This window comes from Prauserella cavernicola, assembly GCF_016595675.1.
In the GTDB taxonomy this organism is placed as follows: domain Bacteria; phylum Actinomycetota; class Actinomycetes; order Mycobacteriales; family Pseudonocardiaceae; genus Prauserella_A; species Prauserella_A cavernicola.
The window spans coordinates 777,379-794,602 of sequence record NZ_JAENJH010000002.1; the positions used below are offsets into that span (position 1 = coordinate 777,379).

The following is a 17,224-nucleotide window of genomic DNA, read 5'->3' on the forward strand; positions in this document are numbered from 1 at the left end:
AGGAGGAGACGCCGCATGAGCGCGCGTGAGTGGATCGGCAAGGACTTCTACCGTGAGCTGGGCGTCTCCTCCGATGCCTCGCAGGACGAGATCAAGAAGGCGTACCGGAAGCTGGCCAGGGAGAACCACCCCGACGCCAACCCCGGCAACGCCCAGGCCGAGACCAAGTTCAAGGCGGTCTCCGAGGCGTACGGCGTGCTGTCCGACACGGCCAAGCGCAAGGAGTACGACGAGGCCAGGCGCCTGTTCGGCTCCGGCGGTCCCGGTGGCTTCGGCTTTCCCGGAGCTGGCGGCGGCGCAGGCGGTGGAGGCGGCGGCTTCGACATCAACGACCTCTTCGGCCAGAACGCCGCGGGTGGCGCCGGTGGCGGTGGCGGCTTCGGGGGGCTCGGCGACATGCTGGGCAACCTGTTCGGCCGTCGCGGCGCCGGCGGTGGCACCACGGCGGCTCGCGGTCAGCGCGGCGCCGATGTGGAGACCGACGTGCGCATCGACTTCGCCGAGGCGGTCAAGGGCGCGACCCTGCCGCTGCGGCTGTCGAGCCCCGCGTCGTGCGCGACGTGCGGCGGCAACGGCGCCCGTCCCGGCACCTCGCCGAGGACGTGCCCGACGTGTGCGGGTTCCGGTCTGGTGAGCAGGAGCCAGGGGGCGTTCGCGTTCTCCGAGCCGTGCCGCGACTGCCGTGGCCGGGGCTCGATCATCGACGACCCGTGTCCCGAGTGCGCAGGCGAGGGCATCAGCACCAGGACCAGGACGCTGACCGTCCGCATCCCCGCGGGTGTGGACGACAACCAGCGGATCCGGCTCGGCGGCCAGGGCGAACCCGGCCGGGGCGGCGCCACGGCGGGCGACCTCTACGTTCGCGTGCACGTCAACCCGCACCCGGTGTTCGGCAGGTCGGGCAACGACCTGACCATCACCGTGCCGGTGGAGTTCTCGGAACTGGTGCTCGGCACCACGCTCACCGTGCCGACGCTCGACGCGAAGGTGTCGCTCAAGGTTCCCTCGGGCACCTCGAGCGGCCGGACGCTGCGGGTGCGCGGCAAGGGCATCACCAAGCGGGACGGCACCCAGGGCGACCTGTTGGTCACCCTGCAGGTCGTGATCCCTGGCAAGGTGGACGGCACGGCGAAGGCCGCGCTGGAGTCCTACGCCGAGGCGGTCGCGAAGCACGATCCGCGGCCGGAGATCACCGCGCTGTTGCGAGACAGGGGGGCATGATGTTCGGTTCCGGGCTCGGAGGTGGGCTGCCGAACGGCGCCGACGAGGACACACCGGTCTTCGTGATCTCGGTCGCCGCGCAGTTGTCCGGCCTGCACGCGCAGACGTTGCGCTCGTACGACCGGCTGGGGCTCGTGTGTCCTGGCCGGACGTCGGGCGGCGGCAGGCGCTACTCGATGCGCGACATCGCCCAGCTGCGCGAGGTGCAGCGGCTCTCCCAGGAGGAGGGCGTCAACCTCGCCGGGATCAAGCGCATCATCGAGCTCGAGAACCACGTCGAGGCCTTGCAGTACCGGATGCAGGAGCTGACGGAGGAACTGGCGAACGCCTACGCGGCGGCCGAACAGGCCGCGGCCGCGGTGCACGCCTCCTACCGCAAGGACCTGGTGCCCATCCGCACGCAGAACGCGCTGGTGGTGTGGAAACCACGCCGCCGAGGCTGAGCCCTACACCTGAGTTGAAGTGAAGGGCACCTTTACTGCGTTGAATGCAGTAAAGGTGCCCTTCACTGCATTCAGGGGGACTCGCTCAGTCGATCGTGAAGGGGTCGTAGCGGATCTGGTCCAGTGCCGTGCCCGCGACCAGCATCCTTGACACCGTGGCCCTGATCATCGCGGGCGAGCCCGCCACGAGCACGTCGTGGTTCTGCCAGGCGCCGTGCCTGCTCACGACGTCGGCGAGGGTGCCCTGCTCGAAGCCGGGCAGGCCCTCGGCCTTCTCCACCACGGGGCACACCGTGAGCCACGGGTTGGTGGACGCCATGGCCCGCAGCTGCTCGAGGTCGTAGAGGTCGTCGAGCGTGGTGCCGCCGTAGAACAGGGTGACCTTCGGGTTCGTGCCCCACTGCCCCAGCTCGTCCAGCACGGCGCGCAGTGGCGACAGCCCGGTGCCGCCCGCGACCATCACGACGTCGCGGCCGGACTTGCGGTCGACGGAGAGCCTGCCCATCGGCGGGCCGATCCGCCAGGTGTCGCCGCTCTGCGTGTGGCTGACGATGGCGCGGGAGACCCAGCCGCCCTCGACGGCGCGAACGTGGAACTCCAGTGAGCCGTCGGGGCGCGGCGCGTTGGCAGGCGAGAAGTAGCGCCAGAGCCGGGGCCGCTGCGGCACCTCGATGCTCAGGTACTGGCCCGCGTTGTAGGGCACGGGGTGCTCGAGTTCGACGCGGATCAGCGCCAGGTCCCAGCTGAGCCTGCGGTGCTCGGCGACCGTGCCGACCCAGGACGGCGGGTACTCGCTGGCCGCGGCGGCGTCCTGCATGGACCGCGCGATGATCGTGTACGCCTCGGCCCACGCCCGTTCGACCTGTGTGGTCCACGCGGGACCGAGCTGTCGCTTGAGCGCGGCGAGCAGCGCGGTGCCCACGGCCTCGTAGTGGGTGGGGACGACCCCGAACTTGCGGTGGTCGCGGCCGAGCTGGCGCAGGAACGGCGCCAGGTCGTCGGGCCGGTCGACCATCTGCACGATGTGCACGAGCGCTCGGACGAGCCTGCCGCGCTGCGACTCCATGTTGATCGGGAAGAAGTCGCGCGTGGCGGGCGCGAGCGTGAAGAGCATGCCGTAGAAGAACTGGGAGATCTCCGGCGTGTACGGCTCGGCCTGGCGCCAGGTGTCGCGGATCAGCTCCACCATCGCGGTGACGGCGGGCGGCGCTTCCCTGGCCGGCGCCACCCGCGGTATCGGACTGATCGCGTCGGCTGTCATTCGTCTGCCCCAGTGTGGCCGTGTCGGACCGGCTGTTGGATACTCACGGTAATCAAAAGGTGTTTGCGATTATTCACTAATGGGTGACGGTGGAGTCGTCAAGGTCTTCACCAGGTCGGTGACCCGTGTCCACTCCATTGGCCCCATGAATATTCCACCTTTCCGACGCAAGCGCCCACCCAACACTAGGTTCCTGTCCTGCTGGGCGGTAGTCGCTGGGCGAGTTGTCCCCCTGTGGTTGCTCCGAGTGGGTGGCACTCGTGTCCGCTTGGTGCCATAGCTCACCTGAAGCGTGGTTCCGTTCGACGGCCACTGGGGTAGAGTTTGTATAGAGCAAGTAACTTTATGTGACCGATTGGTGGCTATGAATCCCTCGGACGAGGTCTGTGTGGACCTGATGCGGGAGATCCGTACGTCCTCCCAGTTGCACAACGCCTGGGTGATGCAGCTGTGGCAGACCGAGGACGGCCCGCACCCCGCCGCCGGGATGCTGCTGTCCGAGATCCAGCGCCGCGGCGAGCTGCGGCTCTCCGAGCTCGCGAAGCTGCGCATGGTCGACATCTCCGTCGTGAGCAGACAGATCGGCCAGCTGGTGGCCTACGACCTCGTCGAGCGCAGGCCCGCACCGGAGGACGGCAGGGCCACGCTGGTCAAGGTCTCCGAGAAGGGTGAGCGCCAGCTCGAGCACTGGCGCAGGGCACATGTCGACTTCGTCCGCTCGGCGCTCGGCGGTTGGGACGAAGCTGCTCTCAAGGACCTCACCGATCGGCTCAGCGCCGTCAACGAGGACCTGCGTGCCGCGACCTTCCCCGAGGGTGCCGACGACGAACGGCCCGCCGCCCGCGCGAAGAGCGGGTAGCGGGCCGTCCTGGTCGGTTAGGGCCGGTGGGTCAGCGGGTCAGGCGCGCACGTCCTCGTCGACCTTCTTGACCTCACCGGTGCGGAGCTTGTACGCGAAGTCGGAGACCTCGCGCTTGACGATCGGCATCAGCAGGTAGAGCCCGATGATGTTGAACAGCGCCAGCAGGAACAGCACGGCGTCGGCGAAGCTGAGCACGCTGCCCAGCGTCAGGACACAGCCCGCGACGGTGAACAGGCAGAAGATCACCTGGTACACGCGCTCCGAGAGCGTCGACTTGCCGAAGAGGTACGTCCACGCCTTCTGCCCGTAGTAGCCCCACGTGATGAGCGTCGACAGCGCGAAGAGCACCACCGCGAGCGTCAGGACGTACGGGAACCACGGCAGCACCGTCTCGAAGGAGTGCGAGGTCACCGTCACGCCGTCCGGCGTCTCGCCGCCCGCGGCGACGGTGCTGCGCGCGTCGTTCCAGAACTGGGTGTTGGCGATGACGACGGTCAGCGCGGTCATGGTGCAGACGATCACCGTGTCGATGAACGGCTCCAGCAGCGCCACGTAGCCCTCGGTGGCGGGGTTCTTCGTCTTCACCGCGGAGTGGGCGATGGACGCGGAGCCCACCCCGGCCTCGTTGGAGAACAGTGCTCGCTGGAAGCCGACGATCAGCGCACCGACGGCACCGCCGGCGACGCCCTCTCCGGTGAAGGCGCCCGAAATGATCTGGCCGACGGCGTTGGGCACGTCGGAGATGTTGACGAAGATGACGATCAGGCACGCGGCGACGTAGATGACGGCCATGGCGGGCACGAGCTTGCTGGTGACCTTGCCGATCGACTTGATGCCGCCGAGGATCACGGCACCGACCACGACGGCGAGCACGACACCGAAGACGAACGCGGCGCCGTCACTGGCCAGGAAGCCGTCGTCGCCGCCGGTCACGTCGCGCATCTGCGCGAACGTCTGGTTGGCCTGGAACATGTTGCCGCCCGCGAGGGCGAAGAACAGCAGCATGATCGCGGCGAGCACGGCCAGCGTCTTGCCGAGCGCGACACCGAAGGCGTTGCCGAACCGTTCGGCGATGCCCTTGCGCAGGTAGTGCATGGGACCGCCGGAGACCGTGCCGTCCTCGTGGATCTCGCGGTACTTCACGCCGAGGGTGCACTCCACGAACTTGCTGCACATCGCGAGCAGGCCGGCGACGATCATCCAGAACGTGGCACCTGGGCCACCGATCGTCACCGCGACACCGACACCGGCGATGTTGCCGAGCCCGACGGTCGCCGAGAGCGCCGAGGCCAGCGCTTGGAAGTGGTTGACCTCGCCCGGCTCGTCCGAGTTGGTGTACTTGCCCCTGACCAGGTCGGTGGCCAGCTTGAACTTGCGGAACTGGACGAAGCCGAAGTACACCGTGAACACGGTCGCCGCGAGGACGAGCCACGCGACGATCCACGGGAACGAGATGCTGCCGATCGTGATCTCCGCGAACACGAAGTTCGAGAGTCCGTCGGAGATCGGGGTGAAGACTTCGTTGACCCAGTTCTCGATCGAGGCGAGTGCGCCGCCCTCTGCGGCGAGCACGACAGTGTCAGGTGGCGGGCTCGCGGTCGCGAGCCCGGCGGTCATGGCAGCCATGGAGCGGTAGTCGATCGCAAAGGGTACGTAAAGCGCAACCCATTCGGACCAGTTGTCCTCAAAAACTTGCCTCGAAAGGGTAGTTGAGCGGAACACGCTCAACTTTTCTGACGTTGTGCATAGCGATGGCCTCTGAGGGAGGCTTGTACCGGGATTTCTCGAGCAGAGGTGAGGGGATGGACTCTTTCAACCCGACCACGAAGACCCAGCAGGCGATCTCGTCCGCAGCGCAGGCCGCGACGATGGCAGGCAACCCGGAGATCTCGCCGGCACACCTGCTCGGCGCACTGCTGTCACAGGGCGACGGCCTGGCCGGGCCGCTGCTGACCGCGGTCGGGGCCGACGCGGACGTGGTCCACAAGGAACTGGAACCGATCGTCGCAGGGCTGCCGTCGGCCACCGGCGCCACCGTGTCGACGCCACAGTTCGACGGCCACGCCGTCAAGTCGCTGACGCACGCGCAGAAGCTCGCGACCGAACTCGGTGACGAGTACGTCTCCACCGAGCACGTGCTGGTGGGCCTCGCCGCCGAGGGCGGTCCCGTCGGCGGTCTGCTCACCCGGCACGGTGCGACGCCGGAGGCGCTGCGCGACGCGTTCACCAAGGTGCGCGGCTCCGCCAGGGTCACCAACCCCGACCCCGAGGGCACGTACCAGGCACTGGAGAAGTATGGCGTCGACCTCACCGCCGCCGCCCGCTCGGGCGAACTGGACCCGGTGATCGGTCGCGACACCGAGATCCGCCGCGTGGTGCAGGTGCTCTCGCGCCGGACCAAGAACAACCCGGTGCTGATCGGCGAGCCCGGCGTCGGCAAGACCGCGATCGTCGAGGGTCTCGCCCAGCGCATCGTGGCGGGCGACGTGCCCGAGTCGTTGCGCGGCAAGCGCGTCGTGTCGCTCGACCTCGGCTCTATGGTCGCGGGCGCCAAGTACCGCGGCGAGTTCGAGGAGCGGCTCAAGGCCGTGCTCAAGGAGATCAAGGAGTCCGACGGCCAGGTCGTCACGTTCATCGACGAGCTGCACACCATCGTCGGAGCGGGCGGCACCGGCGACGGCGGTGCCATGGACGCGGGCAACATGATCAAGCCGATGCTCGCCAGGGGCGAGCTGCGCATGGTCGGCGCCACCACGCTCGACGAGTACCGCCAGCACATTGAGAAGGATGCCGCGCTGGAGCGCCGCTTCCAGCAGGTGCTGGTCGGCGAACCGTCCGTCGAGGACGCCATCGGCATCCTGCGCGGGCTCAAGGAGCGCTACGAGGTGCACCACGGTGTGCGCATCACCGATGCCGCGCTCGTGGCCGCCGCGACGCTGTCCGACCGCTACATCACCGCGCGCTTCCTGCCGGACAAGGCGATCGACCTCGTCGACGAGGCCGCATCGCGCCTGCGCATGGAGATCGACTCCCGCCCCGTCGAGATCGACGAGGTGGAGCGGGCCGTGCGGCGCATGGAGATCGAGGAGATGGCGCTCGACAAGGAGGACGACCCCGCCTCCCGCGAGCGGCTGACCGCGCTGCGCGCCGAGCTCGCCGAGAAGCGCGAGGAGCTCTCGGCGCTCACCGCCCGCTGGCAGAACGAGAAGGGCTCGATCGAGAAGGTCCGCGAGTTCAAGGAGCAGCTGGAGCAGCTGCGCGGCGAGGCCGAGCGCGCCGAGCGCGACGCCGACCTCGCGCACGCCGCCGAGCTGCGCTACGGCCGCATCCCCGCGCTGGAGAAGGACCTTGCCGAGGCCACGAGGGTCACCGAGGCCAAGGCCGAGGTGATGCTCAAGGAAGAGGTCGGGGCCGACGACGTCGCCGACGTGGTGAGCGCGTGGACGGGCATCCCCGCCGGCAGGCTGCTCGAGGGCGAGACCGGCAAGCTGCTGCGCATGGAGGACGAGCTGACCAGCAGGGTCGTCGGCCAGGCCGACGCCGTGAAGGTCGTCTCGGACGCGGTGCGCAGGGCTCGCGCCGGGGTCGCCGACCCCGACCGGCCGACGGGCTCGTTCCTGTTCCTCGGCCCCACCGGTGTCGGCAAGACCGAGCTGGCCAAGGCGCTCGCCGAGTTCCTATTCGACGACGAGCGGGCGATGTTGCGCATCGACATGAGCGAGTACAGCGAGAAGCACAGCGTGGCTCGGCTCGTCGGGGCTCCACCCGGCTACGTCGGGTACGACCAGGGCGGTCAGCTGACCGAGTCGGTGCGCAGGCGCCCGTACTCGGTGGTGCTGCTCGACGAGGTGGAGAAGGCGCACCCCGACGTCTTCGACGTGCTGCTGCAGGTGCTCGATGACGGCAGGCTGACCGACGGCCAGGGCCGCACGGTCGACTTCCGCAACACGATCCTGGTGCTCACGTCGAACCTCGGTTCGCAGGAGATCGCCGACGCGACGCTGGACGAGCGGCAGCGCGGCGAGGCGGTGTTGTCGGTGGTGCAGCGGCACTTCAAGCCGGAATTCCTGAACCGGCTCGACGACATCGTGGTGTTCCACGCGCTCGACACCGAGCAGTTGGCGTCCATTGTGGACATCCAGGTGCGGAAGCTGGCGCAGCGGCTCGCGCAGCGCAGGCTCACGCTCGACGTCTCGCCCGCCGCCCGCGAGTGGCTCGCGCTCAACGGCTACGACCCCATCTACGGGGCGCGGCCGCTGCGCAGGCTCGTGCAGTCGGCGATCGGTGACGAGCTGGCCCGCAAGCTGCTCGGCGGCGACATCCGCGACGGCGACACCGTGCAGGTCGAGGTGCCCGAGTTCGACGCGGGCGGGGGTTCGCTCTCGGTGACCAGGGCGGAGTAAACCGAACGAGTACCCGCGACACGGCCCGCTGATCTTGGTCGGCGGGCCGTGAGGGATACCCTGGTCGCGTGGGTATTCCAGCCTGGATCTGGTTCGTCGTCGCTGCGGTCGCGTTGGTGGCCGGACTCGCCCTGCTCACCGCCGACAAGGCCAGGGAGAGTTCGCGCAACCGCGAGAGAGCGCGCTGGGCCGAGCTGCGCGGCTGGCAGTACGTCGAGGAGGACGAGCGCCTGCCGCAGCAGTGGTCGGGCGGCGCCATCGGCTACTTCGGCGCCGAGAGCGCGGTCAACGTGGTCGCGGGCTCGACGTTCACGTCCGACGGCAGGCGGCCGGTGTTCGTGTTCGACATCGAGGCCGACAGTCTGATTCCGGCCGTGATCGTGGCCGTGCGCTGCAACCGGATCCACCCGGTGCTGCTGGAGCTGTGGCTCGCGAGCGTGCCGTTCCAGCGGGCCGAAATGCCGGAGCTACTGGGCCCGGTCGGTCAGCGCTACGCGTTCGCCGACGAAGTCAACACCGCGCGCGCCATGATCACGCAGGACCTGGTCGACGCCGCCGACGCACTGGGTGGCGACGTGGGCGTGGCGTGGCTCGAGAGCGAGTGGGTGCTGGCCAGCGTCGCGCCCAATGTCGGGCCGTCGCGGCTGGAGCGGCTGCTGCGCGACCTCGGCGAGATCGCCGACATCGTCGATCCGTTCGACGAGGAGTACGGGCAGACCGTGCACGAGGAGGCGCTGCCGTCGGCGACCCAGGCCACGACCACCACCGAGGAGCGAGCCCGCCAGCAGGGCTTCTGATCACTGCAGGTCGAGCGTGCCCGAGACGTGCGGCAGGTCGTCGTCCTGCTCGGCGTACGGCTCCAGGTAGGGCTCCGGGTCGTGCGGCACGTCCAGGTCGCCGAAGTCGAGGGTGCCCGTGAACCGGCCGTCGTCCTGAACGGACAGCTCGCGGTAGGTCACGGGGAACTCGACGGTGCCCGCGGCGGCGTAGCCCTCCGCATAGGACTCGGGGTTCCAGCCGTTGAGCGCACCGCCGGTCTCCGGCGGCTCGGTGGTCTCGGCGCCGTCGGCGGGCTCGGCCTCGCTCGCCGCGAGGAAACCGCGGACGAACGACAGGTAGTCGTTGGTGTCGTGCTCCATCTGGAGGTCAACCTCGTCTGGGTGAGTACGTACCCCTAATGGCGTCTCGAAGATACTTCCTGTGGTCAACGGTCCTCCCGCGAGGGCGGTACGTTCGGCGCCATGCCACTTGCATTGATCACGGGCGCTACGGTCGGTATCGGCGCGGCGTTCGCCCGCAGGCTTGCCTCCGAGCGCTACGACCTCGTGCTCGTCGCCCGCGACCAGGAGAAGCTCACTGCCAGGGCGCGTGAGCTCACCGATGCGCACGGCATCACCGTCGACGTGCTGCCGGCGGACCTGGCGACCACCGAGGGGCGCGAGGCCGTGGAGCAGCGGCTGCACGAACAGCCCGTCGACCTGCTCGTCAACAACGCCGGACTGGGACTCGCGGGTGAGCTGTGGACGGCCTCGGTCGACGACCTGCAGCGCCAGCTCGACGTCAACGTCACCGCCGTGCTGCGGCTGACCAGGGCCGCGTTGCCAGGGATGCTGGACCGCGGCAGGGGCGACGTGATCAACGTCTCGAGCGTCGCCGGGTTCTTCTCCGGCCGCGGCTCCACCTACACGGCAGGCAAGGCGTGGGTGACGTCGTTCTCCGACGGGCTCGCCTCGGCGCTGCAGGGCTCCGGCGTGCGCGTGCTGGCACTGTGCCCCGGCTTCACCGAGACCGAGTTCCACCAGCGGGCCGGCCTGGAGAAGACCGGGCCGAAGGCGTTCTGGCTCAAGGCCGACCGCGTGGTCGCCGAGGCGCTGGCCGATCTGCGCAAGGGCAAGGTCGTGTCGATCCCCAGCTCGCAGTACAAGATCGTGGTCGCAGTGGGCCGGTTGCTGCCGCGCGGGCTCGTGCGCAGGCTCGGCGGCCGGTTCGCGGGTCGAGACCGAACCTGAGCGAAGCCGTGTGTAAAACTGCCGGTCGTGGCGAACCCCTCGACTGACGACGCGGCGAAGATCGAACTGGCCAGGCTGGTCACCGAACTGTGCGTGGTGCGCGGAAAGGTGATGCTCTCCTCCGGCAAGGAGGCCGACTACTACGTCGACCTTCGCCGGGCGACGTTGCACCACGCCGCCGCTCCGCTCATCGGCAGACTGCTGCGCAGGCTCACGGCCGACTGGGACTACGTCGCCGTCGGCGGGCTCACCCTCGGCGCCGACCCGGTGGCCGCCGCGATGCTGCACTCGGCCGCGGCCGACGACATGGTGCTCGACGCGTTCGTGGTCCGCAAGGCCGTCAAGGAGCACGGAATGCAGCGCCGCATCGAGGGCATGGAGGTGGCCGGGCAGCGCGTGCTCGCCGTCGAGGACACCTCCACCACGGGCGGCAGCGTGCTCACGGCGGTCGAGGCCCTCACCGAGGCGGGTGCGACGGTGGTCGGCGTCGCGACGGTGGTCGACCGCGGCACCGGCGCGCGCGAGGCCATCGAGAAGGAGGGCCTGGCCTACCGCTATCTGCTCGACCTCGACGACCTGGGCCTCGCCTGATCAACCGCCGGTTACCCCGGTGCGATTAGTTCCTTAGGTTTACTAACGAGTACGACACCACTTCGTCACCCGGTCGGGTGAGGTCGTCGATCAAGCTCTGCTTCGCCTCGTGGCGAAGGGAGCTTGAATGGCATCCGATGTGACTCGTCGAACTCTCCTCAGATCCATTGGCGTCGCCGGCGGAGCGGGGGTGATGTTCGAGTCGATGCGCGCGCTCGGCCTCGCCGCCTCTCCGCAGGCGCTGGCCGCACCCGACTTCCGCGCACCGGCACCGGGCGACCTCGACGCGCGCAGGCGCGGCAAGAAGGTGGTGGTGCTCGGCGCGGGCGTCGCCGGTCTCGCCGCCGCCTACGAGCTCGGCAAGGCCGGGTACCGGTGCACTGTCCTCGAAGCCAAGGACCGGGTCGGCGGCCGCAACTGGACCGTCCGCGCGGGCACGACCGAGACCGACCTCGACGGCCACACCCAGACAGCGCGGTTCGGCCGGGACCCGGATCTCTACCTCAACGCAGGGCCGGGGCGGTTGCCGCAGTCGCACATCACGCTGGACTACTGCCGTGAACTGGGCGTCGCGGTGGAGCCGTTCCTCAACTCCAACGCCAACGCGCTCATCTACAACGAGGGCAGCGGGGTCGCCCCGCAGCAGTACCGCACCGCGAAGGCCGACGTGTACGGCTACGTCTCCGAACTGCTCGCCAAGGCCGTCGACCAGGGCTCACTCGACACGCGGCTGACCGCCTCCGACAAGGACGCGCTCCTGACGTTCCTCTCCGGGTTCGGCGCGGTCGGCGGCAAGGCGACGGGCTACGCCTACACCGGCACCAGCAGGCGCGGCTACTCCGTCGAGCCCGGTGCCGCCGACCAGGCGGGCGTGGTCCTCGGGCCGCCGCCCTCGCTGTCTGAGGTGTTCGCCAGCCAGGTCGGCAGGTACTTCTCGTTCGAGTTCGGTTACGACCAGGCGATGACGATGATGCAGCCCGTCGGCGGCATGGACGCGATCCCGGCGGCACTGCACCGCGCGGTGGGCAAGGACAAGGTCAAGCTCGGCACCAGGGTCACGGGCGTCACCGACACGCCACGCGGCGTCGAGGTGACCTACCGCGACAAGCGGGGCAAACACGTGCGGCTGGACGCCGACTTCTGTGTCGCCACCCTGCCGCCGCACCTGATGGCGAAGGTCCCCACGAACCTCGGCCCCGACGTCACGGCCGCACTGCGCTACCCCACCGTCACGTCGGCGGGCAAGATCGGCCTCGAGTACCGGCGCCGGTGGTGGGAGACCGACGACCGGATCTACGGCGGCATCACCGAGACCGACCTGGATCTCCAGCACGTCTGGTACCCGTCGTCGGGCTTCCACGGCAAACGCGGGATCGTCGTCGGCTACTACAACACCGGTACCGCCTCTGGTACCTACGCGGCGCTGTCTCCGGCCGCGCGCAGGGAACGAGCGCTCGCGCAGGGCGTGAAGATCCACGGAGAGAAGTACCGATCCGAGCTGGCATCCGCGTTCTCCGTCGCCTGGCAGCGCACACCGTTCCTCGAGGGCGCTTGGGTCGGCTGGCCCTCGCGCACGAGCGGCGAGTACTCACTGCTGAACGAACCGGCAGGCCACGTCTACTTCGCGGGCGACTGGCTGAGCTACTTCATCGCGTGGCAGGCGGGCGCGTTCGATTCCGCGCGCCACGCCGTCACGAGCATCCATCAGCGCGTACTGGCGGAAGGGTAGGCACATGAGCAGGTTCTCCCGGCGCAGACTCGGCGCCGTGGCGGGTGGCACGGCCGTCACGTTCGGAGTGGGCGCGGGCACCGCGTCCGCCGGCGGACATCGCGGCAAGGGGCCCCGGCCCACCGAGGTGCGGTTCAACCTCCCGCAGAGCGCCAATCCCTCGATCGCGAACGGGGTCGCGGTGGGCAGCGCGGTCGCGGTCTACACCAGTAGTGGACTCGGTCCCGCCGCGGCGAACCCCGGTGCGCCGCCCGGGTCGCCGGAACAGTACGTCGACCCGTCGGTGTTCCCCGACGGCGCGATGCCGGCCGGCGTCACGGTCACGGAGGCGCAGGCGTGGAACACGCTGCAGCGCATCGTGGACAACCTCGTGGAGATGGACGCGAAACCGCAGCACGTGATCACGATGAAGTGCTACCTCAAACGCCCGCCCGGCGCGGCCGACGCCGACTACGCGGGCTGGAACCGGGCGTATCGGCACTTCTTCGCCAACGTCGACCTCGGCACCGGCAGGCCCATCGCCATGCCGATCGGCACGACCCCGCCCGTGCGGCCCCACCTCGTGAACGCGGCGCGCCCCGCCCGCGCGACCACGGAGGTTGCGGGGCTCGCGGTGCCGGGCTGGCTGGTCGAGGTGGAGGTGCAGGCGACGTATTCCGCGCGCTGAACAGCTGAAGATCATTCGGGTCGGCCTGTTGCGAAGTATCGATTTCGTAACAGGCCGACTTCGCTTTCCGACAGATCAATTGGTTGACGACGATTGATTGGTTTCGGAGTACCGTTGTAGGTGTTCAGGGGGTTGCAACGGGGTAGGTGGGGAGATGCTGGGGTTTTTGACCGGTCTCACGACGACGGTCCATTTCCTCGCGTTGATCTATATCGGGCTGGGCGGTTTTCTGGCGTGGATCTGGCCGAAGTCGATCTTCGTGCACATCTTCTTCGCGCTGTGGGGAATCGTGGTGAACGTGTTCCCACTGCCCTGCCCGCTGACCGTGGCCGAGGACCGGCTGCGCGAACTGCGCGGCCTCGGCCCGATGCCGGGCGGCTTCAACGAGTACTACATCTACGGCAAGATGGTGCCGCACGAGCTGCTCCCCGTGCTCGGCATCGCGGCGCTGCTGCTGGTGGTCGTGTCCTACGTCGGCGCCTATGTGCTGTGGCGGCACCGTCACGACGACGTACAGGGGCACTCCGTCGGCGTCGGCTGAACAGGGCGACAATGAAGCGGTGATCGAACAGACGCCGGGACCCACCGAGTGGGTCGGCGCGCACGAGGTCGGCGTCGGACCGTGGCAGGGACACTGGCCCGACGACGATCGCTACGATCCCGAGCTGCTCGAGCATGGCGACCGGCGCAACGTGGTCGATCCGTACCGGTACTGGCGTCGAGAGGCGATCGTCGCCGACGTCGACGCACGCCGGTTCCCGTTCCACGTCGCCATCGAGAACTTCCAACACGACCACAACATCGGCACGGTGGTGCGCACAGCCAACGCGTTCGCCGCCGCCGCGGTGCACATCGTGGGCAAGCGCAGGTGGAACCGGCGCGGCGCGATGGTCACCGATCGCTACCAGCACCTGTACCACCACGCCGGTATCGGCGAGCTGGCCACGTTCGCCACCGAACACGGGCTCGCCGTCGTCGCGGTGGACAACACCCCCGGCGCGCAGCCGGTGGAGACGGCCGAGCTGCCCCGCGAGTGCGTGCTGCTGTTCGGTCAGGAGGGTCCGGGCCTGTCGCCGGAGGCGCAGGACGCCGCAGACCTCGTGGTGTCCATCGCCCAGTTCGGCACCACGCGCTCGATCAACGCGGGCGTCGCGGCCGGAATCGTGATGCACAGCTGGATCCGGGTGCACGCGGACCTGTCGACGTCCTGGTAGCGCGCCCGGACACCGAGGGTTCACTAGGATCGGTCGGCGTGGATCTGGACGCCGTGCGCACGTTCGTCGCGGTCGCGGACACCGGTCAGTTCTCCGAGGCCGCCTTCGAGCTGTCGATCACGCAGCAGGCGGTGTCCAAGCGCGTGGCCGCGCTGGAGAAGGAGCTCGGCGTGCGGCTGTTCGACCGCGTCCCGCGCGGGTCGAGGCTGACCATCGATGGGCAGGCGTTCCTGCCGCACGCGCGCGGACTGCTGCACGCCGAACAGCGGGCCGCCGCCTCCGTTCGTCCCGGCCATCGGGCGCTGCGCGTCGACGTGGTCGGCAGGAGGCTCGCCCCGGCCGGGCTGCTGCGCGACTTCCACCGGAGCCATTCCGGCACGGCGCTGGACGTCGTGACGCTGCCCGACGGGGACGCGGCACTGACCGCCGTGGGCTCGGGCACGATCGACGCCGCCTTCCGCGCGGTCACCGAGCAGGCCAGGCGGCACGCCGGCGTCGAGGCAGTGCGCGTCTTCGACGAGCCGCTGGTGGCCGTCACCGGCGCCGCGCACGAGCTCGCGGGCGAGAGCGCGGTGAGCCTCGCCGACCTCGTCGGGTACCGGATCTGGATGCCCGGCAACGTCACCGGCACCGAGTGGTCGGCCTACTACGACGCGCTCGCGGCGGCGTTCGGGCTCACGATCGACCCGGTGGGCCCGAATTTCGGAATCGACCCGCTGCTCGACGCCGTCGCGGGCTCCCCCGCGCTCGTCACGTTCGCCGGCGCGCGGACTCCGCTGTCCTGGCCTGCCGACCACGATCTGCGGCGCATCCCGGTGCGCGGCCCGACGCCGGTCTACCCGCACTCGCTGCTCTGGCGCGCGGACAACCCGCATCCCGCGCTGCCCGAGCTGCGCGAGTACCTCGGCTCCGCGGAACGCGCCGCGGACACGTGGACCCCGGAGTGGGCGCGGCGCTGAGCGCCTCCGCTGCGCCGTGCCGGGTACGGCGCGAGGATGGGCGGATGCCGTGGAGCGAGGCCGCAGCAGAGGCCGAGTCGGCCGTGTGCGCGCGTCATCTCACCCGCCTCTGGGGTGTGCCCGGCACCGCGCTCGCCTGCTCGGGGTGGCCGCCGACGGCCGAGCAGCGCCTGCACCGGCACTGGAACTACTGGTGGCAGGCGCAGCTGCTCGACTGCCTCGTGGACGCGCAGCGACGGGACCGCTCGGCGGGCCGGGCCACGACGATCGCGCGGCTGGTGCGCACGATCCGGCTGCGCAACCGGGGCCGCTGGAGCAATCCCTACTACGACGACATGGCGTGGCTCGCGCTGGCGCTGCAGCGGCTCGGCGAGCGCAGGCCGGTCGAGGTGCTGTTGGGCTCGGTGTGGCAGGGCTGGAGTCCCGACGCCGGCGGCGGGATCCGCTGGCGCAGGGGCGACACCTTCAAGAACGCGCCCACCAACGGCCCCGCCGCGATCGCCTTCGCGAGGGCGGGCGAGCAGCGGCGGGCGCGGGAACTGTTCTCGTGGCTGGAAAACCATCTCGTCGATGCCCCCACGGGTCTGGTCAACGACGGGGTGCGGCCGGAGACGTGCGAGATCGTGCGGCACATCTACACTTACTGCCAAGGAGTTTTCCTCGGCGCGGCACTCGAATTGTCCGAAATGGACCTCGCTGAGCGGACCGTTCGCGCTGTGGCCGCTCATCTCGCGCCGGGCGGCGTGCTGCGCGGGCAGGGCGGCGGCGACGGCGGGCTGTTCGCGGGAATTCTCGCGCGCTATCTCGCGATCGCGGCGCGACGGCTGCCGAGCGGACCGGCCGCAGATGCCGCTGCCGAGCTGGTGTTCGCCTCGGCGCGGGCCTGCTGGCACGGCGCGGCGCCGACCCGCCACGGTCCGCTCTTCAGTCCGGAGTGGACGGAAAGGGCCGAGCCGATGGGCGCCGCGCGGGACCTCTCGGTTCAGCTCGGCGCGTGGCTGCTGCTGGAGGCCGCGGCGACGCTGGAGCCGTGACCGGTGAACGTCGGCCTCAGCCGCACGGTCTGCGGCCGCCGGGCCGGATCGGCGATGCGGGCCAGCAGCAGCTCCACGCCGATGCGCCCGATGTCGATCACCGGCGTGGCGAGTGTGGACATCGCGCAGCCGGGTTCGCGGATTCCGCTGTGACAGGCGAGGCCGAGCTCGTCCCCGATCCGCAGGCCTCGCCGGTCGGCCTCGGCCAGCACGGTGGCGACCAGCCCTTCCTCGGCGACGACGATCGCCGACGGCACCTCGTTCAGCAGCACGCCCGCGGCCAGGGCGCCGCCGCGCACGACGAGGTCCTCGTTCCACGACAGCCCCGCGCGGTTGAGCCCGAGCCGGTGGCCCAGCACGCGCTCGTCGGCCGTGATGCCGCCGACCGGGCCCGCGAGCAGCCCGATGCGCCGGTGACCCTGCCGGGCCAGCTGCTCGGTGAGCGCCGCCGTGGACTGGACGTTCTCTGTGCCCACCTGGTCGACGTCGTCGCGTGCGGCGAGGCGGTCGACGAGCACGGTCGGGATGCCGAGCCGGACCAGGTCGGTCACCACGGTGTCGTCGCCAGCGGCCGGAGCCAGCAGGACGCCGTCGACCCCCTGCGCCCGCAGTGCGCGTGCCGCGGCCGCCTCGGAGTGGACCGTCCCGGTGGTGTCGGCGAAGGTCACCGCACAGCCCGCGAGCCGCGCGGCGCAGTCGATCGCTCCCGCGAGCCTGGAGTGGCCGTCCACGTCGGCGGGCAGCGCGACTCCGAACCGATAGCAGAGCGGCGCGCGACGACGCGGCGGCGCGCTCGACGGTGAGCTCATGTGGCGACTCCAGGAACGTGGA

The 17,224-nt window shown here is 69.9% G+C and carries 17 protein-coding genes; 13 read left to right on the forward strand and 4 right to left on the reverse strand.

Annotation, left to right across the window (positions count from 1 at the left end):
• Positions 1-15 precede the first annotated feature (15 nt).
• Positions 16-1,221 carry a molecular chaperone DnaJ gene (gene dnaJ / locus JHE00_RS10365; protein ID WP_200317333.1) on the forward strand — a complete coding sequence of 402 codons (1,206 nt, stop codon included), beginning with the start codon at positions 16-18 and terminating at the stop codon, positions 1,219-1,221.
• Complete coding sequence (locus JHE00_RS10370) at positions 1,221-1,664, forward strand: heat shock protein transcriptional repressor HspR (protein WP_200318303.1); 444 nt, start codon at positions 1,221-1,223, stop codon at positions 1,662-1,664. The genes dnaJ and JHE00_RS10370 overlap by 1 nt, the downstream gene beginning before the upstream one ends.
• 85 nt (positions 1,665-1,749) lie before the next feature.
• Here the strand turns inward: JHE00_RS10370 and JHE00_RS10375 are convergent, their stop codons facing one another.
• On the reverse strand, positions 1,750-2,925 hold the full coding sequence (locus tag JHE00_RS10375) for a globin domain-containing protein (RefSeq protein WP_200317335.1): 1,176 nt from the start codon (positions 2,923-2,925) through the stop codon (positions 1,750-1,752).
• A 364-nt stretch (positions 2,926-3,289) separates the two neighbouring features.
• Here JHE00_RS10375 and JHE00_RS10380 point away from each other — a divergent pair, with 364 nt between their 5' ends.
• The gene (locus JHE00_RS10380) at positions 3,290-3,784 is read left to right on the forward strand and encodes a MarR family winged helix-turn-helix transcriptional regulator (RefSeq protein WP_200317337.1); all 495 of its coding nucleotides are present in this window, start codon (positions 3,290-3,292) and stop codon (positions 3,782-3,784) included.
• Between the two features lie 39 nt (positions 3,785-3,823).
• Here the strand turns inward: JHE00_RS10380 and JHE00_RS10385 are convergent, their stop codons facing one another.
• Entirely contained in the window at positions 3,824-5,413 is a 1,590-nt protein-coding gene (locus JHE00_RS10385; RefSeq protein WP_200317339.1) for an alanine/glycine:cation symporter family protein, read from the reverse strand.
• Between the two features lie 176 nt (positions 5,414-5,589).
• Between JHE00_RS10385 and clpB the strand changes: the two genes are divergently transcribed.
• Together clpB and JHE00_RS10395 are read left to right on the forward strand one after the other, a co-directional pair.
• Complete coding sequence (clpB, locus tag JHE00_RS10390) at positions 5,590-8,190, forward strand: ATP-dependent chaperone ClpB (protein WP_200317340.1); 2,601 nt, start codon at positions 5,590-5,592, stop codon at positions 8,188-8,190.
• A gap of 68 nt (positions 8,191-8,258) precedes the next feature.
• On the forward strand, positions 8,259-8,987 hold the full coding sequence (locus JHE00_RS10395; protein WP_200317342.1) for a TtfA family protein: 729 nt from the start codon (positions 8,259-8,261) through the stop codon (positions 8,985-8,987).
• On the opposite strand, the gene JHE00_RS10400 is transcribed toward JHE00_RS10395, so the two are convergent.
• Entirely contained in the window at positions 8,988-9,329 is a 342-nt protein-coding gene (locus JHE00_RS10400) for a hypothetical protein (RefSeq protein ID WP_200317344.1), read from the reverse strand. It lies immediately after the preceding gene.
• Positions 9,330-9,431: 102 nt separating this feature from the next.
• Between JHE00_RS10400 and JHE00_RS10405 the strand changes: the two genes are divergently transcribed.
• The 8 genes from JHE00_RS10405 to JHE00_RS10440 all read left to right on the forward strand — a co-directional run bounded on the left by JHE00_RS10405 (position 9,432) and on the right by JHE00_RS10440 (position 16,393).
• A complete protein-coding gene (locus JHE00_RS10405) occupies positions 9,432-10,199 on the forward strand; it encodes an SDR family NAD(P)-dependent oxidoreductase (RefSeq protein WP_200317346.1) in 768 nt (255 codons plus the stop codon).
• A 27-nt stretch (positions 10,200-10,226) separates the two neighbouring features.
• Complete coding sequence (pyrE, locus tag JHE00_RS10410) at positions 10,227-10,790, forward strand: orotate phosphoribosyltransferase (RefSeq protein ID WP_200317347.1); 564 nt, start codon at positions 10,227-10,229, stop codon at positions 10,788-10,790.
• Between the two features lie 193 nt (positions 10,791-10,983).
• Positions 10,984-12,519, forward strand: a complete 1,536-nt coding sequence (locus JHE00_RS10415; RefSeq protein WP_230423746.1) for a flavin monoamine oxidase family protein — start codon at positions 10,984-10,986, stop codon at positions 12,517-12,519.
• Positions 12,520-12,523: 4 nt separating this feature from the next.
• Entirely contained in the window at positions 12,524-13,186 is a 663-nt protein-coding gene (locus JHE00_RS10420) for a Rid family hydrolase (protein WP_200317349.1), read from the forward strand.
• 154 nt (positions 13,187-13,340) lie between these two features.
• On the forward strand, positions 13,341-13,727 hold the full coding sequence (locus JHE00_RS10425; RefSeq protein WP_200317350.1) for a DUF2784 domain-containing protein: 387 nt from the start codon (positions 13,341-13,343) through the stop codon (positions 13,725-13,727).
• Positions 13,728-13,749: 22 nt separating this feature from the next.
• Entirely contained in the window at positions 13,750-14,400 is a 651-nt protein-coding gene (locus tag JHE00_RS10430; RefSeq protein ID WP_307831923.1) for a TrmH family RNA methyltransferase, read from the forward strand.
• A 38-nt stretch (positions 14,401-14,438) separates the two neighbouring features.
• The gene (locus tag JHE00_RS10435) at positions 14,439-15,359 is read left to right on the forward strand and encodes a LysR family transcriptional regulator (RefSeq protein ID WP_200317352.1); all 921 of its coding nucleotides are present in this window, start codon (positions 14,439-14,441) and stop codon (positions 15,357-15,359) included.
• A gap of 44 nt (positions 15,360-15,403) precedes the next feature.
• Entirely contained in the window at positions 15,404-16,393 is a 990-nt protein-coding gene (locus JHE00_RS10440) for a glycoside hydrolase family 76 protein (RefSeq protein ID WP_200317353.1), read from the forward strand.
• Here JHE00_RS10440 and JHE00_RS10445 read toward each other — a convergent pair.
• A complete protein-coding gene (locus JHE00_RS10445; protein ID WP_200317354.1) occupies positions 16,342-17,202 on the reverse strand; it encodes a substrate-binding domain-containing protein in 861 nt (286 codons plus the stop codon). The genes JHE00_RS10440 and JHE00_RS10445 overlap by 52 nt on opposite strands.
• Positions 17,203-17,224 lie beyond the last annotated feature (22 nt).